Source organism: Fibrella forsythiae, assembly GCF_017353175.1.
Lineage (GTDB): Bacteria > Bacteroidota > Bacteroidia > Cytophagales > Spirosomataceae > Fibrella > Fibrella forsythiae.
The window spans coordinates 923566-946578 of sequence record NZ_JAFMYW010000001.1 but is presented as its reverse complement, the minus strand read 5'-3'; the positions used below and the strand labels follow the sequence as shown (position 1 = coordinate 946578).

The 23013-nt window shown below is 53.1% G+C and carries 22 protein-coding genes; 8 read left to right on the top strand and 14 right to left on the bottom strand.

Annotation, left to right across the window (positions count from 1 at the left end):
• Positions 1-101: 101 nt before the first annotated feature.
• Positions 102-764, top strand: a complete 663-nt coding sequence (fsa, locus tag J2I46_RS04505; RefSeq protein ID WP_207327727.1) for a fructose-6-phosphate aldolase — start codon at positions 102-104, stop codon at positions 762-764.
• Positions 765-876: 112 nt separating this feature from the next.
• Complete coding sequence (locus J2I46_RS04500; protein ID WP_207327726.1) at positions 877-1557, top strand: cell division ATP-binding protein FtsE; 681 nt, start codon at positions 877-879, stop codon at positions 1555-1557.
• Positions 1558-1574: 17 nt separating this feature from the next.
• On the opposite strand, the gene J2I46_RS04495 is transcribed toward J2I46_RS04500, so the two are convergent.
• The 5 genes from J2I46_RS04495 to J2I46_RS04475 form a co-directional block, all read right to left on the bottom strand.
• Positions 1575-2477, bottom strand: coding sequence for an SAM-dependent methyltransferase (locus J2I46_RS04495; RefSeq protein WP_207327725.1), 903 nt, complete (start codon positions 2475-2477; stop codon positions 1575-1577).
• 162 nt (positions 2478-2639) lie between these two features.
• The gene (locus J2I46_RS04490) at positions 2640-3755 is read right to left on the bottom strand and encodes a fatty acid desaturase family protein (RefSeq protein WP_229379494.1); all 1116 of its coding nucleotides are present in this window, start codon (positions 3753-3755) and stop codon (positions 2640-2642) included.
• Between the two features lie 116 nt (positions 3756-3871).
• The gene (locus J2I46_RS04485; protein ID WP_207327724.1) at positions 3872-4942 is read right to left on the bottom strand and encodes a response regulator; all 1071 of its coding nucleotides are present in this window, start codon (positions 4940-4942) and stop codon (positions 3872-3874) included.
• Positions 4939-5850 carry a sensor histidine kinase gene (locus J2I46_RS04480; protein ID WP_207327723.1) on the bottom strand — a complete coding sequence of 304 codons (912 nt, stop codon included), beginning with the start codon at positions 5848-5850 and terminating at the stop codon, positions 4939-4941. Before J2I46_RS04480 ends, J2I46_RS04485 begins: the two co-directional genes overlap by 4 nt.
• Before the next feature lie 142 nt (positions 5851-5992).
• Entirely contained in the window at positions 5993-6535 is a 543-nt protein-coding gene (locus J2I46_RS04475) for a nitrogen regulation protein NR(II) (RefSeq protein ID WP_207327722.1), read from the bottom strand.
• A gap of 474 nt (positions 6536-7009) precedes the next feature.
• Here J2I46_RS04475 and J2I46_RS04470 point away from each other — a divergent pair, with 474 nt between their 5' ends.
• The 3 genes from J2I46_RS04470 (at position 7010) to J2I46_RS04460 (ending at position 8979) form a co-directional block, all read left to right on the top strand.
• Positions 7010-7447 (top strand): 6-pyruvoyl trahydropterin synthase family protein, encoded by a 438-nt coding sequence (locus tag J2I46_RS04470; RefSeq protein ID WP_207327721.1) that lies wholly within the window; start codon positions 7010-7012, stop codon positions 7445-7447.
• Entirely contained in the window at positions 7407-8150 is a 744-nt protein-coding gene (gene folE, locus J2I46_RS04465; RefSeq protein WP_207327720.1) for a GTP cyclohydrolase I FolE, read from the top strand. The genes J2I46_RS04470 and folE overlap by 41 nt, the downstream gene beginning before the upstream one ends.
• Before the next feature lie 124 nt (positions 8151-8274).
• A complete protein-coding gene (locus J2I46_RS04460; RefSeq protein WP_207327719.1) occupies positions 8275-8979 on the top strand; it encodes an SDR family NAD(P)-dependent oxidoreductase in 705 nt (234 codons plus the stop codon).
• Positions 8980-9178: 199 nt separating this feature from the next.
• On the opposite strand, the gene J2I46_RS04455 is transcribed toward J2I46_RS04460, so the two are convergent.
• From J2I46_RS04455 to J2I46_RS04420, 8 genes are all read right to left on the bottom strand, one after another.
• Positions 9179-13399: a cellulose binding domain-containing protein gene (locus tag J2I46_RS04455; RefSeq protein ID WP_207327718.1), complete on the bottom strand. Its 4221-nt coding sequence runs from the start codon at positions 13397-13399 to the stop codon at positions 9179-9181.
• A gap of 161 nt (positions 13400-13560) precedes the next feature.
• The gene (locus J2I46_RS04450) at positions 13561-14232 is read right to left on the bottom strand and encodes an SCO family protein (RefSeq protein WP_207327717.1); all 672 of its coding nucleotides are present in this window, start codon (positions 14230-14232) and stop codon (positions 13561-13563) included.
• On the bottom strand, positions 14201-14815 hold the full coding sequence (locus tag J2I46_RS04445) for a toxin-antitoxin system YwqK family antitoxin (protein ID WP_229379492.1): 615 nt from the start codon (positions 14813-14815) through the stop codon (positions 14201-14203). The genes J2I46_RS04450 and J2I46_RS04445 overlap by 32 nt, the downstream gene beginning before the upstream one ends.
• Positions 14772-15569 (bottom strand): YHYH protein, encoded by a 798-nt coding sequence (locus J2I46_RS04440; RefSeq protein ID WP_207327716.1) that lies wholly within the window; start codon positions 15567-15569, stop codon positions 14772-14774. Before J2I46_RS04440 ends, J2I46_RS04445 begins: the two co-directional genes overlap by 44 nt.
• A 43-nt stretch (positions 15570-15612) precedes the next feature.
• Positions 15613-16146, bottom strand: coding sequence for a periplasmic heavy metal sensor (locus tag J2I46_RS04435; RefSeq protein ID WP_207327715.1), 534 nt, complete (start codon positions 16144-16146; stop codon positions 15613-15615).
• A complete protein-coding gene (locus J2I46_RS04430; protein WP_207327714.1) occupies positions 16125-16448 on the bottom strand; it encodes a hypothetical protein in 324 nt (107 codons plus the stop codon). Before J2I46_RS04430 ends, J2I46_RS04435 begins: the two co-directional genes overlap by 22 nt.
• 31 nt (positions 16449-16479) lie before the next feature.
• The gene (locus J2I46_RS04425) at positions 16480-17070 is read right to left on the bottom strand and encodes an RNA polymerase sigma factor (protein ID WP_207327713.1); all 591 of its coding nucleotides are present in this window, start codon (positions 17068-17070) and stop codon (positions 16480-16482) included.
• Between the two features lie 90 nt (positions 17071-17160).
• Entirely contained in the window at positions 17161-18108 is a 948-nt protein-coding gene (locus tag J2I46_RS04420; RefSeq protein ID WP_207327712.1) for a threonine ammonia-lyase, read from the bottom strand.
• 225 nt (positions 18109-18333) lie between these two features.
• Here J2I46_RS04420 and zwf point away from each other — a divergent pair, with 225 nt between their 5' ends.
• Together zwf and pgl are read left to right on the top strand one after the other, a co-directional pair.
• The gene (zwf, locus tag J2I46_RS04415) at positions 18334-19857 is read left to right on the top strand and encodes a glucose-6-phosphate dehydrogenase (protein ID WP_207327711.1); all 1524 of its coding nucleotides are present in this window, start codon (positions 18334-18336) and stop codon (positions 19855-19857) included.
• 114 nt (positions 19858-19971) lie between these two features.
• A complete protein-coding gene (gene pgl, locus J2I46_RS04410) occupies positions 19972-20691 on the top strand; it encodes a 6-phosphogluconolactonase (protein ID WP_207327710.1) in 720 nt (239 codons plus the stop codon).
• Between the two features lie 62 nt (positions 20692-20753).
• Here pgl and J2I46_RS04405 read toward each other — a convergent pair whose 3' ends face one another.
• Entirely contained in the window at positions 20754-21380 is a 627-nt protein-coding gene (locus tag J2I46_RS04405; RefSeq protein WP_229379490.1) for a CAP domain-containing protein, read from the bottom strand.
• Positions 21381-21643: 263 nt separating this feature from the next.
• Here J2I46_RS04405 and J2I46_RS04400 point away from each other — a divergent pair, with 263 nt between their 5' ends.
• Complete coding sequence (locus J2I46_RS04400; protein ID WP_207327709.1) at positions 21644-23008, top strand: M24 family metallopeptidase; 1365 nt, start codon at positions 21644-21646, stop codon at positions 23006-23008.
• The last annotated feature ends 5 nt before the right edge of the window (positions 23009-23013 follow it).

The window sequence follows — 23013 nt, the reverse complement described above, 5'->3', positions numbered from 1 at the left end:
CCAGGTCGCATAAACCAAGTAATCTGTCAGAATACTGCAGTTAGATACTGCTAAACTGACTTATTTTTGCCGGACGATATAACTCTATATATACTACACACATGAAATTTTTCATTGATACCGCCAACCTCGCCGACATTCGTGAAGCACAGGACATGGGCATCCTGGATGGGGTGACCACCAACCCTTCGCTAATGGCCAAAGAAGGCATCACCGGTAAAGACAACGTGATGCGCCACTACAAGCAGATCTGCGAAATTGTAGAGGGCGACGTTAGCGCTGAAGTAATCGGCACTACGTTTGATGAAATGGTAAGCGAAGGCGAGGAACTGGCCGAACTCGATGAGAACATCGTTGTAAAGATTCCAATGACCCGCGATGGTGTAAAAGCCTTGAAATACTTCTCGGAAAAAGGCATTCGTACCAACTGTACGCTGATCTTCTCGGCCGGCCAAGCACTGCTAGCCGCCAAAGCCGGTGCATCGTACGTGTCGCCATTTGTTGGTCGCCTCGACGATATTTCAACCGATGGCATTGAATTGATCGAGCAGATCGTGACGATCTACCGGAACTACGGTTACACAACGGAAGTGCTGGCCGCTTCGATCCGTCACCCAATGCACGTGATTCAGTGCGCTGAAATCGGAGCCGATGTAATGACCGGTCCATTAAGCGTGATGACCGCCCTCCTGAACCACCCGTTGACTGATATCGGCCTGGCCAAATTCCTCGCCGACCACAAAAAAGCGGGAACGGCGAAATAAAAAGTTAAGAGTGTAGAGTTAAGAATTAAGAGTTGCTTCGCTTATTTACTTCGTAGGTAGCGAGCAAAGCAACCCTTAATTCTTAACTCTACACTCTTAACTCTCTTCTACTATGTTCAACTCCGATCCCGTTCTTTCGCTGTACGAGGCTGATATTTATCAGGACACAAAGCTCGTGCTGGGCGACGTCTCGTTTGATATCTTCAAAGGCGAGTTTGTCTACCTCATCGGCCGGACGGGCAGCGGCAAATCATCGCTCCTCAAAACGATGTATGCCGATTTGTGGCTTCAGCAGGGTCGGGGAAAAGTAGCAGGCTTTGCGCTGGAAAAACTAAAACCCGGTGATGTACCATTTCTGCGCCGTAAGGTTGGTATTGTCTTCCAGGACTTTCAGCTGTTTTTCGACCGGAATGTAGAGGAAAACCTGAAGTTCGTACTTCGCGCTACGGGCTGGACAGACAAAGCAAAGATGAGCAACCGCATATCGGAGGTGCTGATGCAGGTAGGCATGGGTACACACCAGAAACGGATGCCTCATCAACTATCTGGTGGCGAGCAGCAACGAATCGTTATTGCCCGCGCGATGCTCAATGAGCCACTGATCCTGATCGCCGATGAGCCCACGGGTAACCTTGACCCCGGCGTAGCTGACCAGATCATGGGGGTTTTCAAGCAGATCAACAATGCCGGTACCGCCATATTAATGGCGACCCACAACTATGACCTGATTCACAAATTTCCGGGACGCACCCTGCGGTGCCAGGATGGTCAGGTAATTGAACTACACGGTTAGTCGAACCGCTCAACTTCTTATACTTTCTCGAAGACCAGCCGGTAGTGATCCATAATTTCCCGCTCGAAACAGACGCGGTTGGGGCTTTTGCGGAACACATCAATTAGCCCTCTGAACGACGGGTTAGTTAGTAAACGAGGGAGCAACGAGGCGTAAAGCGCGTATTTCTCCAGCTTGAACTGTCTGAACCGTTTTCGCCATTGACCGATCGTTTCGATGTAATCGAGGCGGCCGCTGCTTTGGGAAATCAATTTAAATTGTGGTTCCGCATTCCGGATAACTTGTTCCGGCCCGTAGGGTAGCCAGGAACCGGGAAACTGAGCGATCATCAGTGCCAGGTAGTACGCATCCGAATCTTTGTCGGCATCCAGACTAACTGATTCGAAAAGAGGCATGTTGTTGCCAAAGACCATCGTCTGCATATAAAAGCGGCCGCCAACGGGCAAAAGCTGATGTAGCTTTTGAAAAAAATCGGCATAAACAGCATCCTGCTGGCCAGCCTGCCATTGTTCGATTGAGCAGAAATGTTCCAGCCCACCAATGCAGCTGACCGCGTCGAACGTGCCGAAGTCGGCAGGAGAGATGGTGCGGCAGTCTTTCACATCGACCGTCAGGCCATTCTGCTTACAAGCCTGCGCCTGCCCCGTTGATAGCGTTACGCCCCGGGCAATGGCACCTTTGCCCTTGATGTACGTCAAAAACGGCCCCCACCCGCAGCCCATATCCAACACCGACGTACCTGGACCAATGCGAAGGCTATCAGCAATAAACGCATGTTTCTGCGTCTGCGCTTCTTCCAGCGAAAGTGAAAAGTCGCCGTTGTACATGGCTCCGCTGTAATCGCCGGTTTCCCCAACGCTCAGGCGAAAAATGCGGTCAATAGTGGAGTAGGTGAAATCCAGATCCTGTTGAGTGGCCATGAGGAAATTGGTTGTTTCGTTGACTGGGTAATTGGTAGACTGGATGATTGCTTTGGTGCCAGGTCCGGAGCCTGTCACAGACGCCTGGGCGAAGGGCCATAAGCGCGAAGCAATCCTGACGATGTTCCGCCAATGATTTACATGGAATAGGTACGTTGACTGCTACACAGACTGGAGCTCTGCCTGGCCCATCTTTTTAAGCATGCGATAATGAGAACCGAGCGCCGAGAAGAATGTGGGGTTCTCCAGATAGGGAAGCTTAAACTCGTGAGCCGTCTGTTTTACGATGACCGAGATGGCCGGGTAATGGATATGGCAGATTTTAGGGAACAAATGGTGTTCGATCTGCCGGTTCAGGCCACCGCAGAAAAAAGTTGCGATCCTGCTTTTGGGCGCAAAATTGGCCGTCGTCTGCATCTGATGCACTGCCCATGCTTCCTCAATGGCCCCCAACTGGCCGGGCACTGGAAAAGAGGTGCCTTCAACTACGTGTGCCAATTGAAAGATCAAACCGATCATCAGGCCTTCTGCCACGTGCATCACCACAAACCCGAGTATGATCTGCCACCAGCTAAAATCAAGAACGAGTAGAGGCAACACGAGAAACGCCACGTAGTAGGCCGCTTTGTAGAGAAATAGATTGACGTACTCCCGGCGGGGATGATTTGCGTTGTTGTGTTGCCCGATTTTCTTTTTAAAAAATTTGATATAGTCTTTACGGAACACCCACGAAAGCGAAGCCAACCCATAGAGCGGGAAGGCGTAGAGGTGCTGAAACCGCTGCCAGGGTTTATAGGGTTCACTGGTGTCGAGGCGGATTAAGCCGGGCGCTACGTCAATATCTTCATCATGCCCCGGAATATTGGTGTACGTATGGTGCACCACGTTGTGCATGATCCGCCACATATACGGACTGGCACCAACCAGGCAGAAACTACGGCCAAGCATTCGATTGACGCGACTCTCGGCCGAAAAAGCGTCATGCAGTGCGTCGTGCGACACGTTGAAGCCGATAAAGGCCGCAAAGAGGCCCAACAACGTAGCGAGCCCGAGCGTGGCCCATCCGCTAAACTGGTTCGATAAAATTAGACCGTACAGCCCGGCGTAGGTGCCCAGAAAAAAAACGGCCTTTAGCCACATGGCTCCGTTGGCGTGGGTCGATAGTTGTCGCTCACTGAAATACAGATCGACGCGGCGACGAACGGTGGCAAAAAATTCGGTTCGATTAAGCGGGATAAATTTGAGACTCACTGCCCCCTTGTTCATTGTGTTTACCATCGTACAAAGTTGGTAAATCGGGTAGGCCGGGCTTATGATGGAACGGGTATGAACGCAGATAGCCATCAAACAGGCAAGTGATGGTTATCATGGAGCATACTGATGATAAGCAGGCCTCAACGCCTGAGTCGGGCCAGCTTCTCCATATTGAGCAGCGTGATCTGCCCCCCCGATAGGTCGATCAGTCCTTCGGTTCGCAGGTCGCTCAGGGTTCGGATAACGGTTTCGGTTGATGCCCCGACCAGATCGGACCAGGTCTCGCGCGATAGACTCATGGCCGGCAATCGGCCATTGGTTAAGGTAGCATCCAGTGGGTAGAGCTTGTGCTGAACCATTAGTAAAGCTTCGGCAACCCGTTGGCGGACAGATTGGTAAGCGAGCTTGATCAATCGTTTTTCCCGTTCAACCACGTCATCGGCCAACAGCCTGATGAAATAGTTGGCCACATCGGGATTATGATCGATCAGGTTGAAAAAGTCCGATTTGGGAACGGCTACCAGTTCGGCATCGTCCAGCATTTCGGCCGATTCGTTATGCGCTTTCTGTTGAAGCAGGGCCAGATACCCCACAAAATCGCCCGGTCCCGCCAGGGCGGTAATGTACTGATTGCCGCTGCCATAGGTCTGGAACCGCTTCACCTGCCCTTTTCGAATGAAATAAATAGCCGACGGAAAATTACCTTCAGCGTAGAGCACCTGCTTTTTCCTGTAGTGAACAGATGGGTACGTGTCGGCGGTGGAGGGCTGTTCGCTAGTGGGTTCTCTAACGGAGCCCAATAAAATCGCCAGCCCGTCGACGTGTTGCTGTAGCCTGGTTTGTTCGCCTTTGCGAAGACGCAACTCCACCGCATTCAGCAGGGCTATATCATCGAACGGCTTGGTCAGGTAATCATCAGCCCCCAGGTCCATACCCGAGCGGAAGTCGGTTACGTTGGCTTTGGCGGTCAGAAAGATAAACGGAATTGTGGCCGTAGTAGGGTCTTTACTGATGATATGCAGAACGCCGTAGCCGTCGAGCTCGGGCATCATGATGTCGCAGAGGATCAGGTTTGGCACCACAGTGCGGGCAAGTTCAACTCCCTGTTTCCCATCAGCGGCCTGCACAACCCGATACTGGGCAAGGGTAAGAATCTCGGCGATGTTTTCGCGTACCTCCCGGTTGTCTTCAATGACCAGAATCGTTTTCATACCGCTTCGGTCGATAAAGGTAAACGGACTGTGAACACGGTGCCTTCATTCTGTTGACTGGTAAATTGTATACTGCCTTCCAGCAGATCGACGTACCGCTTAACGAGGTAAAGGCCAAGGCCTGTGCCCTGAATATGAATGGCGTTTCGGGCCCGAAAGAAATTGGTGAATAACTTATCCTTGTCGACATCCGGGATGCCGATGCCGTGATCCTGAACGGCAATGATCAACTGGTTGTCAAGTACCGCGCTGGTAAGCTGAATGTCCATATCATCGCTGGAATACTTGCTGGCGTTGGTCAGCAGATTGAGCAGGATATTTTTCAGCAGTTGCCCATCAATACTGATCTGGGAGGGGCCCGTGGTATGGGTATACGAAAACCGCTGACCAGTCCGGGCAACAGCCACCGTATCGTTGATCACGTCCCGGCAGAAGTCAATAAGATCGAACTGATAAGGGTGACTGCTAATGATGGCCTGATCCATCTGACTAATTGCCATGAAGTCGTTCAGAATGCGAGTCAGGCTGTTAATAGCTGATTTGATTCGCAGGACATGCCGTTCACGTTTGTCTTCATCAGCCGGGCTATTGTAGCTGCCGATCAGTGAAGCCGATGACATGATCGTCATCATGGGCGTTCTGAACTCATGCGAAGCCAGCGTCACGAAATTGGATTTCAGGTCGTGTAGCTCCCGTTCGCGGGCCAGTAACCGGGTACGTTCGGCGTCGTTGTGACGTTCCTGAACAGATTGGCGCTCTGATTCCCGAAGCGCCCCTCGAAGTTGCTGTAGCTCAGTAGTACAATCGGCCAACTTCCGGGTCAACTCGCTGTTTGCCTGTTCCAATTGACGAAGCAAACTGGCCGAGTGGCTTGTGTTCCCCGTAAGGTCCGTATTGGTATCGTTCATTAGCGCCGTTTATCATCAGCCTGCCTCCATAAACCGGGTAACAGTTGTACGTGAACAAAGGTCTACGTTCAGAACCACTCAGGCTATGATGGGGGTCAACATACCATATGATAGTTAGTGTACGGGAGACCATCTGCTGAATCTAGTAGCTTTGCCCGCTGATCAGGTCAATGAGCATTGACCGGATGGTTGCAACCGGGCTATTTGTCTGAATGGCAGCCAGAAATGCCGTTTGCTGTGCCTGTTCACGGACTGATAACGGATTGTGCGTTACATCCTGGGCCAGAACCAGCACGCCGTCGTCTGACTGAAGGTATACCTGATTATAGCGGCCACGAAGCCCATCCAGCTGGTATTCCTCAACGTATTGCAAAGGCTGCTTTGTGTCAACAACCTGAATAAGCCGTTCGAGCATACCGGACTGTACTACGTCTGGTGCCAGCACAGTCAGCGGTTGGCTCAGTATATCTTCTTCCGGATGGCCTGTTAATGCCTTCTGCATTGAATTGGCGAGCAGATACGTGAAGTCAGTAATCTGACCAGCATCGTTACGGACGGCTTGCAGCAGAGCAACACCAGTTGATGCTGTGCTAATAACAGAAGCAATAGGGTCGGTTACCAGCCATGTTTGTGGAAATAAAGCAGATTGAGAGTGGCCGGAAGGTTCTTGAAAAAATGGATGCATGGTACTACCTGACCAGAATAGGATGGAGCCAGATTACTAGGATGAACAGTATAGCGGTGGCTAATCGTACCGCAGAACAACTAAAGTAAGTAAGGAAATAATCGTAAGATTCTGACGTGAGCGCTGGCTTGAACCGCTGAAAATTGACAGAAACTAAGTGTATGGTTTAATATGGTAATTTATTTATATGTTTTCCGGGTACGTTCAGGCAGATCCGCTGGAACGAACCTTCCTCCCGGTAGGGAACAAACGTGGTGAAGTCTCCGTTTAGTAGCTGGAAAGGACCAGTTGTTTTGTTTAATCTTTTCGGTTAAAGGTTGAACAAAACGTTGATCTCTACGGTTAGTTTAGTAACCATAGCACTCCTCCGGGCGTAGCGTTAATTCGCTGATTACCAACGCACTTAGGTCTGCCTGTGTTGTACACATACTTTGTAACGACAGGTTGGATCATTGATTTGATTCAGAACTACACATGACGGAACCCAACGGGGCAGATACCCCTCGCGTAGCCGTGTTCCGCAAAGAACACTTCAACGCAGCTCACCGGCTAAATAACCCAAACTGGTCGGATGAAAAGAATGCCCGTGTCTATGGAAAATGTAACAATCCGCATTTCCACGGCCACAATTACGATTTGATTGTGCAGGTTAACGGACCGATCGATCCCGAAACGGGGTACGTCATTGACATGAAATACCTCGGCGATCTGATCAAAATCCATGTGACTGACCGGTTCGATCACAAAAATTTGAACCTCGACACCGACGAATTTCGGGACCTGAACCCATCGGCCGAGAACATTGCCATCACTATCTACAACATTCTCAGAACCCAACTTGAGCCAACGCTCGATCTGAAAATTCGTCTTTATGAAACCGAACGGAACTTCGTTGAATACCCTGTCAACTAATGGCATTCACCTGAACGGAAACGGGCACAATCATGGCCTGACCGATGAACTGGTGGACGACATGGGCGACAACCACGCCAGTGCGAATCTCGAAACGCCCCTGCGTGACGATGCGTTCGCGCTGGACGACGACTTAAAAATTGATCTGATTGAGGAACATTTCCGCGAAATAATGACCATTCTGGGCCTTGATCTGACCGACGACAGCCTGAAAGGTACCCCGCGCCGGGTGGCCAAGATGTATGTCAATGAGACGTTTAAGGGCCTGAACCCGGCTAACAAACCCAGTACTACACTGTTTGAGAACAAGTACCAGTATAACCAGATGCTGGTTGAGCGCGACATCACGGTGCAATCGTATTGCGAACACCATTTCGTGCCCATCATCGGGAAAGCGCACGTGGCCTATATCTCAAGCGGTAAAGTGATCGGCTTATCGAAATTGAACCGGATTGTACAGCACTTTGCCAAGCGTCCGCAGGTTCAGGAGCGCCTGACGATGCAGATTGCCGACGAGTTGAAAAGGGCGCTGCAAACGGAAGATGTCGCAGTCATTATTGATGCGGCTCACCTCTGTGTATCGACCCGCGGCGTGAACGACACGGCCAGTTCAACGCTGACTGCCGCCTATAGTGGCAAGTTTGACGAAGAAGCCACCCGTCAGGAGTTCCTGAAGTATGTGGGGATGAAGCCAACAATGTAGCAGAGTTTACAGTTTTCTGTTTACCATTTTCTGCTGCGCTGCTAAGATGCGCTGATAAGACACGTATCTACTGAGTAGTATCGCAACAGAAAACGGTAGACAGAAAACTGTAAACTTTCTTTACATGCAAGGCAAGAATATTCTCATTATCGGAGCCAGTTCGGGCATCGGCCACGCACTGGCTCTTTCGCTTCAAGAGCAGGGGGCCACCTTGTTCACAGCCGGTCGCCGGCAGCCGGAAGGGATCACATCGACCCATATGCACTGGGATGTGAACGAACCCGCTATCGACGCGCTGAACCAGTTGCCCGACACGCTTCACGGCTTGGTGTATGCACCGGGGACTATCAACTTGAAGCCGTTCCAACGCCTACAGCCAGCCGATTATCAGGCTGATCTGCAAATCAATGTGTTAGGCGCTGTTTCTGCTATCCATGCGGCCTTACCTGCGTTGAAAAAGCCGAAAGGATCCAGCATTGTGCTATTCAGTACAGTAGCGGCAAAACTGGGTATGGGTCTTCACTCATCCGTTTCGGTAGCCAAATCGGCCGTTGAGGGATTGACCAAGTCGCTGGCTGCTGAGTTTGCTCCGTTAGCCATACGCGTCAACGCGGTAGCGCCTTCGCTGACCGATACGCCACTTGCCGAATCAAAAGGCTTGCTGGGCACACCCGAAAAACGGGAAGCAGCTGATAAGCGTCACCCCCTGAATCGGGTTGGTACACCAGCCGATATTGCCAGCATGGCGGCTTACCTGCTCAGCGATCAGGCTTCCTGGATTACCGGCCAGATCATCGGCGTTGATGGTGGTATGGGGAGTTTGAAATAGACGTTGTCTCGTTAAGGTTAGGTATCATTTTGCTTGCACATGGATTGCTTACGCGTGCTGGGTTGCTTTTTTGCTATAGGCCCTGAGCCTGTCGAAGGGCCCATAGCAAAAAAGCAACCCAGCACGCGTAAGCAACATAATACCATAACAAAAAGGGCCACCGGATAACCGGTGGCCCTTTTTGTTCAATCAAACTAACCTAGTGCCGAATGACCTTAACGGTCTTGGCCTGCGTTGGCGTATTTACGCGGAGCAGCAGCAGACCCGCTGGCTGGTTGCCCAGCTTGAAGGTTTGGCGATCTGCCGCCGCCGCCTGCTCAACCTGATGCTCAACGATGGTGCGGCCGCTCAAGTCGGTCAGGACATAGTGAAGTGGCTGCCCGATTGCGCCGGTAACTTCTACCTGGGCGTCGCCCTGAACGGGGTTACCCAGCAGGCGTACGGTCAATTCGGGCATAGGCTCGGCTTCTACCGACCGACGGCCGTTAGCACCTGGTTCCTGACCCCACACAATTTCCTGACCTACATACACCACTACGCGGCTGTTCTGAAACAGGTTCTCCGGCCGCTCCTGGTACGAGTAATCGTTGGCCTGATTGAAGCGACCATCGGTTTTGCTAATGCGATACCGGATAAGGCCTGTGTTGCTCAGCGGCGCAAATTGGCCCAGATTAGCAAAGCTCAGTTCCAGGTACGTATCCGCGTTAGCTAATGGCGTATTCAGGCGGACGATCTGCGTGCGCACGTTCGACGTGCCGAGCGCTGCGTAATCCAGTTCGACGTTGAGCGGTTGAGATCCATCGGCAGTGAAGTAATAGCGGATTTTCAGGTCGCTGTAGTTCACTGGCAGGTTACCCTCGTTTTGCAGTTGCAGGTACGTGCTGATCTGCGTGGCCGACGGGCCATTCTTGCTTTCGGTAAGGGCCCGAATCTGACGCACAGGCGTTACGGTTCCTGGCTCCTGACCAGCAACCAGCACGCCATCGTAATAGGCGGTAATGCGTGGATTGGCAACCAATTGGTCGCGCACGGTGGCGTATGAGTAATCGTCCAGCTCATTCAGCGCTGAGTAATCAGCTTTCGTAAAATAGCCCTGGATCGCTCCCGAATTAGCACCCGGTGCCAGGCTTCCGGCTCCCTGCGTAAAGCTGTATTCCACGTAGCCAAAGGCACCCTGACGAGGTTGAGCCAGCGGTACGTAACGCACTCGAACGTTTGAAGAACCCAGTTGAGCGTATGTAACCGACAGGTTTGGTTGCTGGGTCAGGTTTTCAAAGGTCAGGTAGTAACGCAACGTCAGCGGGGCCAGCGATAAGGCTGTTGTACCTTGATTCACAAGCTGTAAAACGGGCTGGATGGCGTTGTTATCAGCGTAATTATCAACGTCGCGGTGCAGCACCTGAAGCTGGATCGCCGTCACCGTTACGCTAACCGTGGTCGATACAGTCTGGCTACGCGGCATCGTTGCGTCGCCTGCGATGATCGTGAACGTCTGCACACCGGCTGGGAGGCCCGAAACGGTGGCCGTGTTGCCGTTGGGCGTAATCGTACCCGGTCCGGTGAAGGTGTAGCTGTAGGGCGTGGTACCGCCCGAGACCGTGGCCGATAACGTTGTGGTACCGGTGGTTAACAATTGCGAAGGCGTAGCCGATGCTGAAAGTACCAGGGGCGTAGCCAGGGTGAACCGGGCAACACTTGGGTCGTGATCGCTGTCTGGATTGGTAAATTCGGCATTGATGTGCACGACATCGTACTGATCCAGCTTGCCCAGCAGGCTGTTACTCACCAGAATGTGGTCGATCGTCTGCGAGTTGCCTTCGAAATTATACGTGTAGCGCTCGTTGGCAGGTAACGTTTCGATCAGCGCGTTGAGTGGGGCACCTTTCAGGATGTTAACCGGCGCCGAGAACTCGAAGTCGTTGAGGTCACCCAGCACAACTACATTGGCGTTGGGGTCGATAGCCAAAATGCTCTGCACGAAGTTACGGACAACCGTAGCCTGATCGCGGCGTTGTGCTTCGCTGAAGAGTGTGGCGGGTTGATTAACGCCGAACAGGATATCGTCGGGAATTTTAGAGCTGAAGTGGTTACCGATAATGAACACTTTCTGGCCATTGAACATAAACTCACCTGCCAGCGGCTTGCGGCTGTTACTGGCCGGGCCCGATCCGTCGTTGTTGGCAAAGGCAGGGTTGGTTGGGTCAACACGGCCAGGGTTGAACGACAACTGCGGTGCACCATTCACATTATTGACGGTTGTGGCGGCTGTTGATGTACCACCGGGACGATCAACGAACGATACGCGGTTTGGGTTGAACAGGAAGCCTACCCGGATATTGCCACCCGCCTGACCACCATCCTGGTCATCGACCGGGTTGATCTGGCGATATTGGTACGTAGGACCACCGGCGCTGGTAATAGCGTTGATGAGCAGGCCGAACGTAACGCTGGCGTCCACCACGGCATCGTTGGTAGCGCCGTTATTGTCCTGAATTTCTTCCAGCAACAGAATGTCCGGTGTTTTCAGGTTAGTGACAATCCGGTTGGCCAGGTTGGTAAACTTGCTGCCTGGGTCGCTCGGAGCCAGATTCTCTACGTTGAAGGTCGATACGGTCAGCTGGCTGGCCGTGGCTCCCAACGAGGTTACTTCTTTGGTTAAGCCGTTTGAGATCACGGTCGGTACCGACGTGAGCAACACTTCGTAGTTATCAGCCACCCAGTTAACAATGCCCGTCGCCGTGCCTAATTGGGCGCCAACGTTCACCGATGGCGTCAGGAAACCGTTGCTTGGCGGGTTCAGAATCGTATCGTCGAGCTGAATGCGCTCGGGGTTGAAATCATTGGCACTAACGATCACGCCACCGCGCGACGATTTGATCGTGGCATTGGCACCGTTATCGGCAACGACCCAAAGCTCGCCTGCTGCCGCTCCCGACTGCGCCGTTGGACTAACCGCCAGCGGGTTGTTGATCTGCACCAGCATGGCTTCCAGGCTTTCGTAGAAGTCGATACCATCTGTGGCCGGATCGAACGCCAGACCACCCGTTTCAACATTTCCGACCTGGTCTTCGATGATCATGTTTGGAATCGTACGGCCACCATTGCCCAGGAGCGTTGCCGCTGGTAGTGCATTCCCTGTTGATATCGTAACTACGGTTGGGGTCTGAATCTGGGTAACCGTCAGGTTGTTCGTGCCTGCGCTGCCACCCGAGCGGAACTCAGCAATGCTGCCACTGACCAGCACTGACGTGCCTACCGCAACAGATGGAGCTGTGCTGGTGAATACGAAAATACCTTCTGAGGTGCGGTCGTCAGTGTCGGGGTTTGGGTCCTGCATGTAGAAACCGTTGGTACGTAATCCTGTTACGATACCAGGTACGTTGTTAACCGTTTGGCCTAGCAGCGGTGAGATGTGCGCCGCGCCCTGAATATCGTGGATACGCTGGCTTGGCGTGATTTCATCGTCAGCGATGATGCCCGTAGCCGAGGCCGAACCAATCGTGTAAGCTGCATTGGCCGTGATAGTGAGGATAATGGTTTCGTTGGCGTCAATGACCGAATCGTCTACCGGCGTCAGTGTAATCGTGATCGACGACTGCCCGGCTGGAATTGTTGCCACACCGCTCAACGCCGGAGTGAAGTCGGTGCCGTTGGTGGCTGAACCGCCTATCGAATAGTTAACGGTTAAGTCTGCCGAGGTACTGCCCGATCGTGATAGCGTGAAGACGATCGGATCAGCACCCGCTTCTGCGCCGTTGGCATCAGTGGCTACGATGGATACCGAGGGCAGCGTTGGCGTGCCGCCACCACCGCAACTGACCGAGTGCGTGCCTAGTCCGTCGAAGGTATCGATAGCGAAACCATCCCACTCAACGCTGGGGTCGAATACATCGGTTGGGTTGACGTCACCGCTGCAAAACGCGGCTTTCCGGCGAATGGTGTTATCAGCTGTAGAGGTCAGTCCCGTGCCCCATTCGGTCGCCGGAAAAGGAGTGCCTATCTGTCCGATAGCATCGACCACCGTACCTCCTGTCCCGCCTTTACGCAGGACAACCGCATCGTTACCATTATAGAACGTAGAGGTAGTGGTCTGATTCGCTTTCGCCAGAATCGTGGCGTTGGCCGCCGTGGGCGCCACCACATACGTGCCCCCCGCCGCAATTGTGCCAGTAAGCGTAATAGTAGTATTGGCTGAAGTGCTGCCGTTGAAATACATCTGTATGATGTATTGACCAGTAGCCAGATTAATGGCAGAGCCGGTGCCGTTGTAAATTTCAAGGGCTTTGTTGTTGCTGCTTCCCTCAATGTATTCGGAGAAGAAAAGATCGGTAGGCGCTTGTGCCCTTACCCATGTTGGCGTCATGCAAAGCATGAGTAGCCCGAGCCAAGCGTAGAAAGCTCGCTGTAGAGATGAAGTCATGAAAGTTGGTATAAGTTTTCAGGAACAAAGCTACTATATCCATATTCTATATGGTATTAGCGGAATGTTATCTTCTGATGATTCTTACCTCTTTCTGACTGGATTTGTACAAGTTGGAAAATAAGGGCACGGAAAGTGATCAACTGGCCTGGGTACGTTGCCTATTCAACCGGCAGCAGCACTCTGATGTCAGCGATCAGTTTATCGATCTCCAGCGGTTGGGTGCCGTTATACACGCCGCGAATCCTGCGCTGCTGGTCAACCAGGATCAGGTGCTCGGTATGCAGAAATTCAGTCGAGTCTTTGGTGAAACCGATGGCGTCTTCGGCGAAATACGATTGGCGGGCGAGGGTATAGAGTTGACTTCGACCCCCGGTTAGTAGATGCCATTTGCCGGCAATGACGCCTTTGCTGTCGGCATAGCGGCGAAGGCGGGGAATAGAATCGATCCAGGGCGTGACGCTGAATGAGAGTAGGGCTACCTTCGGCTCTTTCCGGAATGTGTCCTGAACTGCTTTGAGCAGGCTGGTCATCTTTGGACAGACCGTTGGGCAGGACGTGAAAAAGAAGTTGGCAACGTAAATTTTGCCCGCTACCGTTTCCTGCGTAACCAGTTGATTCGTCTGGTCCCGGAAGGAAAAATCGGCGATGCGGTGCGTGATCTTTTGATCCGCCTCAGCCGGGTCAGCCAGCCAGACAGGCGTAAAGTCAGGGGTGTTGTAATAGGGTACCGTTGCTTCCGACAACGTACCTGCGTCTAGCTGACAAGCGATGGCGACAGCCGCCAGGGTAATGGCGAGGCTAATGCGTAACAGTGATGGAGTCCCAGACATTGACACAGTTTTTAACGCCGGTGAACCCATAATGCCGGCCATTCCGAACTTCGTAATTGACTTTCAGCGTGCCGTTATCGAACCACTGACGCTGAAGGCCCACTTCCTGACCTTCGTGGTAGTTGCCCGCCAAAGCCGGTTTGCCATTGGCATACCATTCAGTACGCGAGCCTTCGTATACATCGTTTTTAAACTGATACACGAACGCCGGTTTTCCTGACTCGTGCCAGCCGCGTTGTTCACCTTCCTGCCAGCCGTTATGATAATGACGTTCTTCTCTCAGTCGACCGGAAGCATACCATTGACGGTGTACACCGTCAGCTTTTCCGGCCAGAAAACTACCGCAGAAGAGGGTGTCGCCTGAGGGTGTTATGTGAACCTGCCAGCCGCTGAAGAGGGTATCAGTCAGCCACAGGCTGCCGGCACGTTGTTGCCAGCCAGGTACGTCGCTGTTAACGTACCTGGCTGGTATGGCTGGTGGTGTCTGCTTTTCCGACTGGCAGGCGACAAGTAATACGAGCAGTAGCCAGCAGAGAACACTATTGCGTAACAGTGCCCGACTTGCCATAGAATCCGCTGCCATTCAGGTATGGGTCTTCGGCGGTGATGTGATAATGATAAATGCCGTTTGGGTAATCGGCCGTGGCGCTGGTGTGGCCGTGGTATTTGTCCAGATCGGAATTGGTAATGGTCTTGCCATTCTCGGTTGGGCCATACACCGGAAACCCGTCGAGCAAAAAGCCGAGCAGGGCGTCTTTCCCTTTTGCCTTGGTCAGGTAGGTTGGCTCAACGTGGTAATGGTATTGACCCTGCTGCTGTGGATGGCCAGCGTACTGATCGAACCCGTTGATCTCGTTTGTCAATACCGCCCGTTGAGCAGCGTACTGGTTATAGAACGCCACTCCATTGAGCGAGACACCAATGGCACCCAGTGGGGTTTCGGCATGGGCGGCGTCAACGGCGGGGTTCATCGGGATTTTAAACGTCAGGCTAAATTCGCTGATCCGGTTTGGGTTCGAAGCGTACTTCGTGTTCGTTCCGTTGTAGGCTTCGTACAGGGTGCTTTCCCACTGGGTTCCCTGATAGTATGGGCTTTTATGATCGGGTCGCCCCTTCGTCTTGATCACAATATTGGTACCCTCAACATAGATCTCAGTAGCGCCGTAAATCTTCTTATACACGTCGGGCACTCCCGTGCCAACCGTCATGCTGGTGCTGGTTGTGCCGGTGGTCGACGGCGTAACGGTGTCGGTCGATTGCTTGCAGGCTACGAACGTGAGAAGCCCGGTTGTGAGCGTCAGCCCGCAATAAGTTGTGAAGAGTTGGATTCGGTTCATCGTGATGGTGATTTATGGTTTAGACGACCTATCAGGTACGTTCCTACGGGCGGGGAGGCAAATTAGCTGGCGGGCCTTCTGGCTGTCCATCAGGCGAAGGGCGAGGCGGGCGCTGTTGCCGACCGAATAAGCGACTCAGCTCGCTGACCAGTTGTCTGAACGCCGCCTGTTGGTCTGGGCGGCAGAGCTGTTTTATGTCGTTAAAATGATCGAAGTTCAGTTGAGCTTGCTCCCGCTGATTTTGCCCGATCTGTCGATTAAGCGACGTAATCTGTGCAGTATCCGGCTGATCGTTCTCTAATAAACCGTAGTAATCGCGGTACAAGTGCACTGATTGGCTAGCCAATTCGCGGGTCTGTGCCCGATGCGCCTCAATCAGCGTTTGATAGCGTTCCTGCTGGTTGTCATCGAAGTGAAGCCGCTCAATTATAATCCGGGATGGCCCTTCGCCACCGGGTGGTCCATCTTCTGGCCGGCCACCGGGTTTTCCGGGGCGTAGCACCAAAAATCCAATGGTAACCAGATTTAGCAGCAATAAGCCAATCACGGCTATGGTCAGTAGTTTTGTCCGCTCCATAGGTCATAGAGTTGATTGCTGGCAGGATACAGGTGCATTTCGGTGATCACGGTGTTCAACTCGTTCTTTTCCTGAACACCCTGCCCTGCCATACCTGCCAGTATCTGCCAGTTTAGCAGGGCCAATACGGCAAACGATGCTGCAACAACCCACACCAGTCGGCCAGGTACGTAGGCTGTTGATGGGGTAGTAGAGAGCCGATTCCGGATCCTGGCGAAAAGGAACGGGCTGGGCTCTGTCCGGTTTAGCCCGTCGAGGCTACCCATAACGTCATTGATCCAGTTGTCTTTTTCGGGTTCCATACGCAGTTAGACGATAGTGGTGTTTGTATTCCTACGGCCTGATCGAGTTGTACCAGTTCGCCAGTTGTTTTTTTAATGTGGCGTTGGCACGTTGAAGCAGTGACTCAACGGCCCCCACGGTAATGTTCATCACTGCTGCCGCTTCCATGTTGTTGAGTCCCTCAACGCGGGTTAAGATATAGGCGGTTTTTTGTTTGTCGGCGAGTTTGTCAATGGCCCTGAACAGGATTTGCGCATTTTCCTGGTGCTCGAGGAGTACCCCCGGGTGAACGGCCTCGGTGGCGTCGTGCTCAACGGCGCCCGTTTTGGGGTTGAAGAGGCTGGTCAGGAAGGCGAATCGTTTCTGGCGCTGCTGATGCCTTACAAAATCAATTGATTTATTGACGGTGATCCGGTACAGCCAGGTCGTAACGCTGGCCTCCCGGTTGAACGTACCCAGCGAGCGAAATGCCTCTATATATACGTCCTGGGTAATCTCCTCAGCATCTTCCCGATTCCGAACGTACCCCAGTGCCGTATTGTAGACGCGTCCCTTCGTCAGGTCATACAACTGCCTGAACGCACCCTCATCACCCTGCCCGATGGCATTCAGAAGCACTGTCAGATCGGGAACTTGGGGCATAAGGGCTGGTAACTGGCAAGTAACGAATGGCCGTGATTAGCGTTATTCCGATGAGGAACGTACCCAGGCAGCGCTGTTCCCGGCCAATCGTTAGCTGAAATACTTGCCCAAATCTACGTTGCCGCCGGTTAGGATTATACCGATAGTTTGATCAGTGAATTCATTTTTATACTTAAGTACAACGGCCAGTGGAACGGCGCACGATGGCTCGATAATGATTTTCATGCGCTCCCATACCAGCCGTTGCGCAGCTCTGATCTCGTCATCACTGGCGAGCTTGATTTCATGTACATATTGGCGAATGTAGCCCAGGGTACGTTCGCTGAGCGTGGCCATCAGGCCGTCGGCAATGGTCTGGATATAAGGCGCTTTTTCAACCTGACCGCTTTTCAGCGAGAGAATGGCATCGGCGGCACCTTCGGGCTCGGCACCAATCACCCGTGTTGAAGGAGACAGCAACTGCGTGGCCAGGGCTGTACCGCTGATGAGCCCGCCACCACCAACGGGCGCTAGGATTACATCGAATGGTTTGCCCGTAGGATTGTCCTCGATCAGTTCGATGGTGGCCGTGCCCTGACCGGCAATGACGTGATCATCATCGTATGGGTGAATAAGCGTAGCTCCTGTGCGGGCTATCACGTCAGCCACGGTGGCCTCGCGGGCCGCGAGTGTTGGCTCACATTCGATCACATGGGCACCGTACCCACGCACGGCGTCTTTTTTTACCTGCGGGGCCGTACGGGGCATCACCACGTAGGCGGGCATGCCAAGCTGACGGGCCGCAAACGCCACCGCCTGCCCGTGGTTGCCTGACGAGTGCGTGGCAATACCGTTAATCTTTTCTTGATCAGTTAGTTGAAGCGCTGCGTTCATGCCGCCACGCGCTTTGAACGCCCCGATTTTCTGGAAATTTTCGCACTTGAATACGATCGACGCACCCACCATCTGGTCAATGGTTTGGTTAGTGAGGCAAGGGGTCCGGTGAATGTATGGACGAATGCGATCGTGGGCGTCGTGCAGGGTTTGGCGGGTCAGCATGGAGAGAATAGGTTGTGTTTCCGGCTCAAATCTAACAAATTGCCCCCCGGTTGGCGTTTTAACTGTATGCATTGATCAGTATTCACAGCACAGGCGACCTGTTTTCTGACTTGTCTGAAAAGCAAGCAGCATGGGTAAACTGAACTGTAGCTCGAAAATCCTGTTCATCTTGTAAATTCTGTCAAAACTTCCTGGTCAGCTTAAACGCCGCTTTACTATACAACCATGACATCTAGTGTAACTCCTACGCGGCCACCGGCAACGTTACTCTTTATCTTCGGCGGAAGCGGCGATCTGAACTTCCGCAAACTCACGCCCGCCCTCTACAACCTGTTTCTCGATGGCTACATGCCTGAGCAGTTTGAGGTAGTCGGCATTGGTCGGACAGCCTACACCGACGATAGCTACCGCGAACGTCTCCTGGAAGGTATCGACGAGTTTTCTCGTCGTAAGAATGGCCCCGAGAATCAATGGGCTACATTCTCGCCCCGGGTTGGCTACCTGCAAATGGACGGAGGCGATGCGGCGGCCTATCACCTGATTGGCGACCGGGTCAAAGCGCGCGAAGCCGACTGGGGCGGACCAGCCAACATTATTTTCTACATGTCGGTAGCACCGCAGCTTGTGCCGGGCATTGCCACAAATCTGAGCCAACTCGATTTCTGTGGCGATAAAAGCCGGGTACGTATCGTGGTCGAAAAACCGTTTGGCCATGATTTGCAAAGTGCTCGTGAACTGAACGCGCTCTTGCTAAGTCACTTCGCGGAGGAGCAGATCTACCGGATTGATCACTACCTCGGGAAAGAGACCGTACAGAACCTGTTGGCGCTGCGATTTGCGAACACGCTGTTTGAGCCGCTCTGGAATCACAATTATGTGGAGTACGTGCAACTGACGGCCGCTGAAACAGTGGGCCTCGAAGGCCGCGGTGGATATTACGAACAGTCGGGTGCCCTGCGCGACATGATTCAGAATCACCTGCTGCAACTGCTGTGCATGGTGGCAATGGAACCACCCACCTCATTTGAGGCCGACGAGATTCGGAACAAGAAAGTAGACGTGCTGCACGCTATACGCCGTATTGCACCCGATCAGGTCGATCAGGTTGCCGTTCGGGGTCAGTATGGCGCGGGTGAAAAGGATGGCGGTTCGGCGTCCCGAAAGCCTACACCCGCATATCGCGATGAAGAAGGTGTAAAACCCGACTCGATGACCGAAACGTTTGCCGCCGTTACGTTCTTCTGCGACAATTGGCGGTGGGAGGGAACCCCCTTCTACGTGCGGACAGGTAAGCATCTGGCCGAAAAGTCATCCGTTATTACGGTTCAGTTCCGTCCGGCTCCGCATTATGCGTTTCCGGGTGCGGCGGCCAAGTCGTGGCAGCACAATTGCCTTATCATCAGTATTCAACCGGATATGAACATCCGGCTTCGGTTTCAGGCCAAGCGTCCGGGTCAAACGCTGGCGCTCGATCCGGTTGAGATGGAGTTCAACTACAACACCTCATTCACGGAGCAACAGCCTGAAGCTTACGAAACCCTGCTGCTCGACGTGATGGCGGGTGACGCCACGCTGTTCATGCGCGCCGATCAGGTCGACGAAGCCTGGCAGATCGTTATGCCGATCCTCGACCAGTGGGCGGCCCAAACCGACCCAGCCTCCATGCCGATCTACGAGCCCGGCTCGTGGGGCCCCGACCAATCGACCGAAATGATCGAGAAAAACGGTTTCAACTGGATGAATGAATAAACGAATGTCGGATTTTGGATATCGGATTTGGGATTTGCGTTGCGTGGTTAACAGTGCGGTCCTGAGAAAGCGGAGCAAATCCCAAATCCGATATCCAAAATCCCAAATTGCCCTATGACCATCACCGTCACCGAAAATCCCGCTGATCTGGCCCAGAAAGCGGCTGAGTGGATCACTGACTACGCCGAGCTTATTCTGGAGCAGCGCGACCGATTCACGATTGCCTTATCGGGCGGGAGCACGCCCAAAGCGCTGCACGAACTACTGGCCAAACCACCCCTTCGTGATCGGATCGACTGGAGCCGCGTACATGTGTTCTGGGGCGACGAGCGGTTCGTGCCGCTGACCGATGAGAAGAACAACGCCCGGATGGCCTTCGACACGTTGCTGGACCATGTACCTGTACCCGCTGACCAGATTCACGTGATGCAGACCGATCTGCCGCCCGAAGCATCGATGGCTGCGTATGATACGTTGCTACACAAATACTTCGACGGACACGCCCACACCTTCGATCTGGTGCTGCTCGGCATGGGCGACGATGGCCACACGCTCTCGCTGTTTCCCGGAACCGAAGTCGTGAATGAGGAACGTTCCTGGACCAAGGCCTTTTTCCTGACTCAGCAGGATATGTTCCGCCTGACGTTGACCGCGCCCGTTGTGAATAAGGCTGCGGCGGTGCTATTTCTGGTTGCAGGAGCTAATAAGGCCGATGCGCTTCATGAGGTGTTACACGGTAAGTACCAGCCTTATAAATACCCGTCGCAGCGTATCAAACCAGCTACCGACGAATTTGTCTGGTTCCTGGATAAAGCCGCTGCTGCGAAACTGTAAAAAGGGATTTCAAGACGGAATGGTCTGAGATCTCGGACTATTCCGTCTTGAAATCCCTTTTTTTACCGTTGGGTGCCGAAGTCGTTCACCCAGTAGTACTTGTAGGTGCTGGTAGCGCTGTAGGCGTAACCGACGCCTACCTCTTTAAATGATGGATTCATAATGTTGGCGCAGTGGCCGGGCGATTTCAGCCAGCCATCTACTACGGTCCGGGCTGTTGAGTATCCAGCGGCAATGTTTTCGCCCGCAGTGCGCCAGATGTACCCTTCGCGCGTCATCCGATCCCAGGGCTGCGAACCATCGCGACCAGTGTGGCTGAAATAATTGTAGGTAGCCAGATCGAGCGCGAATTTATCGGAGGCTGTATTCAGCTTTGTATTCAGGGCCAGTGCAGGAGCGGGTGCGTAGGTGGTGCTGCCACACAGACACGACTTTGAGCGGGCTGCATTCAGGTACGTCAGAATCTCCTGCTGCAGGGCTACCGATGCCGCGCGGGCACCAGATGACTTCACCTCAACTACTCCCGTTATCACCCCCGATGAGGTAGCTGTTGCTCCTTCGCTGGAGATACTTGTTGATGACGTAGCTACGGGCGTCTGCTCCTGAGCTTTATCCAGGACGTTATCTGACTGACAGGCGGCCATCCCGAACAGGGCGATTAACAAGCCTAAACCATATGATTTTTTCATGTATAGATGTTTATGTGTTCGATCGTAGAACGATCAACAATGATGCCTGGTATCTGGCAAATAGTCGGACACCTTTGTAGTCAGCTTAGTTGATTCTGTATCGTACTGAGAACGAGTTAGCTACGTGCGTATTAAATTACGGGGTAACTTTTTCAGATTACTTTCAAGTAAGGAGTTGATAGCATCGCCATTGGCACTTGTTCAGCGTATGGTGGAGCGGCTCGCCGTCGTTATATTGCCTGCACGTACTTCCTCCCACGTATATGCGCTCAACACTACTGCTCCTTATCTCCCTTTTCATACTTCCGCCCCTATACGCACAGTCAGTTGGCCCAGTGGCTCCATCGCTGGTTCTGTCGGAGCGCGACCGGGCCAAACAGATCGACGATGTATTGGAAGACCGGTTCACGAACCTGCTTCCCCAACTGATGCGTCGTGAGGGTATCGACATGTGGGTGATTATCTCCCGTGAGTACAATGAAGACCCTGTCCTGAAAACGATGCTCCCCTCGACCTGGCTATCGGCCCGTCGCCGAACCATTATGGTCTTTTTTGATCGTGGCGATAAAGAAGGCGTAGAGAAACTGGCCATTGCCCGCTACGACGTAGGTACGTTGCTCAAGGGAGCTTGGGACATCGACGTGCGGCCCAATCAGTGGGATGCGCTGGCGGCCATTATTGCCGAACGCAAACCGAAGAAGATCGGCCTGAACCGCTCGACCAACTATGCCCATGCCGATGGGTTGACGGTTACGGAACAGACGGAATTTCTGGAGAAATTGCCCGCCGAGTATCAGAAACGCATTGTTTCGGCCGAGAAACTGGCCGTTGGCTGGCTGGAGACACGTACCCCCAAAGAGATGGCGCTCTACCCGATGATTTGCCGATTGTCGCACCAGATCATTCAGGAAGGGCTATCCGAGCAGGTGATTCAGCCGGGTGTGACCACGACCGACGATGTGGTATGGTGGTTCCGGCAGCGCATTACCAACCTGGGCCTTGATACCTGGTTTCATCCGACGGTTGATGTGCAACGCGCTGATTCGAACGATTTCAATCACCTCCGTACGTTCTCGAAACGGCCTGATAAAGAAGTGATTCAGGCGGGTGATCTGCTCCATGTCGATTTCGGCATAACGTACCTGCGGCTAAACACCGATCAGCAGCAACACGCGTATGTACTGCGCCCCGGCGAGACCAGCGTACCGGAAAGTATTCGCAAGGCTTTTCAAAAAGGCAATCGACTACAGGATATCCTGACCGAGCAGTTTGTGGCAGGTAAATCGGGTAATCAATTGTTGCTGTCAGCACTGGACCAGGCGTCGAAGGAAGGCATCAAAGGCACCATTTATTCGCATCCGATTGGCGTGCACGGCCACGCCGCCGGTCCCACTATTGGCCTCTGGGATCAGCAGAAAGGCGTTCCCGGCCCCGGCGATTACCCGCTGCAGGCCAACACGGCCTATTCCATTGAACTGAACGCCGCCGTTGAGATTCCGGAATGGAAGAAAATGGTGCGCATCATGCTGGAAGAAGACGGCTTTTTCGACGGGCAAAAGTTCCGTTACATCGACGGCCGCCAGACCGAAATCTACACCATTCCCCGCACGCTTGGGTACGTTCGGTAAAGGAC

Excerpts from the sequence above, each read along its gene's own strand:
- J2I46_RS04450 (WP_207327717.1), bottom strand. The coding sequence starts at position 14,232 with ATGTCTGGGACTCCATCACTGTTACGCATTAGCCTCGCCATTACCCTG.
- J2I46_RS04455 (WP_207327718.1), bottom strand. The coding sequence starts at position 13,399 with ATGACTTCATCTCTACAGCGAGCTTTCTACGCTTGGCTCGGGCTACTC.
- fsa (WP_207327727.1), top strand. The coding sequence starts at position 102 with ATGAAATTTTTCATTGATACCGCCAACCTCGCCGACATTCGTGAAGCA.
- J2I46_RS04485 (WP_207327724.1), bottom strand. The coding sequence starts at position 4,942 with ATGAAAACGATTCTGGTCATTGAAGACAACCGGGAGGTACGCGAAAAC.
- J2I46_RS04500 (WP_207327726.1), top strand. The coding sequence starts at position 877 with ATGTTCAACTCCGATCCCGTTCTTTCGCTGTACGAGGCTGATATTTAT.
- J2I46_RS04440 (WP_207327716.1), bottom strand. The coding sequence starts at position 15,569 with ATGAACCGAATCCAACTCTTCACAACTTATTGCGGGCTGACGCTCACA.
- J2I46_RS04435 (WP_207327715.1), bottom strand. The coding sequence starts at position 16,146 with ATGGAGCGGACAAAACTACTGACCATAGCCGTGATTGGCTTATTGCTG.
- J2I46_RS04400 (WP_207327709.1), top strand. The coding sequence starts at position 21,644 with ATGCGCTCAACACTACTGCTCCTTATCTCCCTTTTCATACTTCCGCCC.
- J2I46_RS04420 (WP_207327712.1), bottom strand. The coding sequence starts at position 18,108 with ATGCTGACCCGCCAAACCCTGCACGACGCCCACGATCGCATTCGTCCA.
- J2I46_RS04405 (WP_229379490.1), bottom strand. The coding sequence starts at position 21,380 with ATGAAAAAATCATATGGTTTAGGCTTGTTAATCGCCCTGTTCGGGATG.
- J2I46_RS04430 (WP_207327714.1), bottom strand. The coding sequence starts at position 16,448 with ATGGAACCCGAAAAAGACAACTGGATCAATGACGTTATGGGTAGCCTC.
- J2I46_RS04475 (WP_207327722.1), bottom strand. The coding sequence starts at position 6,535 with ATGCATCCATTTTTTCAAGAACCTTCCGGCCACTCTCAATCTGCTTTA.
- J2I46_RS04490 (WP_229379494.1), bottom strand. The coding sequence starts at position 3,755 with ATGGTAAACACAATGAACAAGGGGGCAGTGAGTCTCAAATTTATCCCG.
- J2I46_RS04470 (WP_207327721.1), top strand. The coding sequence starts at position 7,010 with ATGACGGAACCCAACGGGGCAGATACCCCTCGCGTAGCCGTGTTCCGC.
- J2I46_RS04460 (WP_207327719.1), top strand. The coding sequence starts at position 8,275 with ATGCAAGGCAAGAATATTCTCATTATCGGAGCCAGTTCGGGCATCGGC.
- J2I46_RS04445 (WP_229379492.1), bottom strand. The coding sequence starts at position 14,815 with ATGGCAGCGGATTCTATGGCAAGTCGGGCACTGTTACGCAATAGTGTT.
- J2I46_RS04495 (WP_207327725.1), bottom strand. The coding sequence starts at position 2,477 with ATGGCCACTCAACAGGATCTGGATTTCACCTACTCCACTATTGACCGC.
- folE (WP_207327720.1), top strand. The coding sequence starts at position 7,407 with ATGAAACCGAACGGAACTTCGTTGAATACCCTGTCAACTAATGGCATT.
- pgl (WP_207327710.1), top strand. The coding sequence starts at position 19,972 with ATGACCATCACCGTCACCGAAAATCCCGCTGATCTGGCCCAGAAAGCG.
- zwf (WP_207327711.1), top strand. The coding sequence starts at position 18,334 with ATGACATCTAGTGTAACTCCTACGCGGCCACCGGCAACGTTACTCTTT.
- J2I46_RS04480 (WP_207327723.1), bottom strand. The coding sequence starts at position 5,850 with ATGAACGATACCAATACGGACCTTACGGGGAACACAAGCCACTCGGCC.
- J2I46_RS04425 (WP_207327713.1), bottom strand. The coding sequence starts at position 17,070 with ATGCCCCAAGTTCCCGATCTGACAGTGCTTCTGAATGCCATCGGGCAG.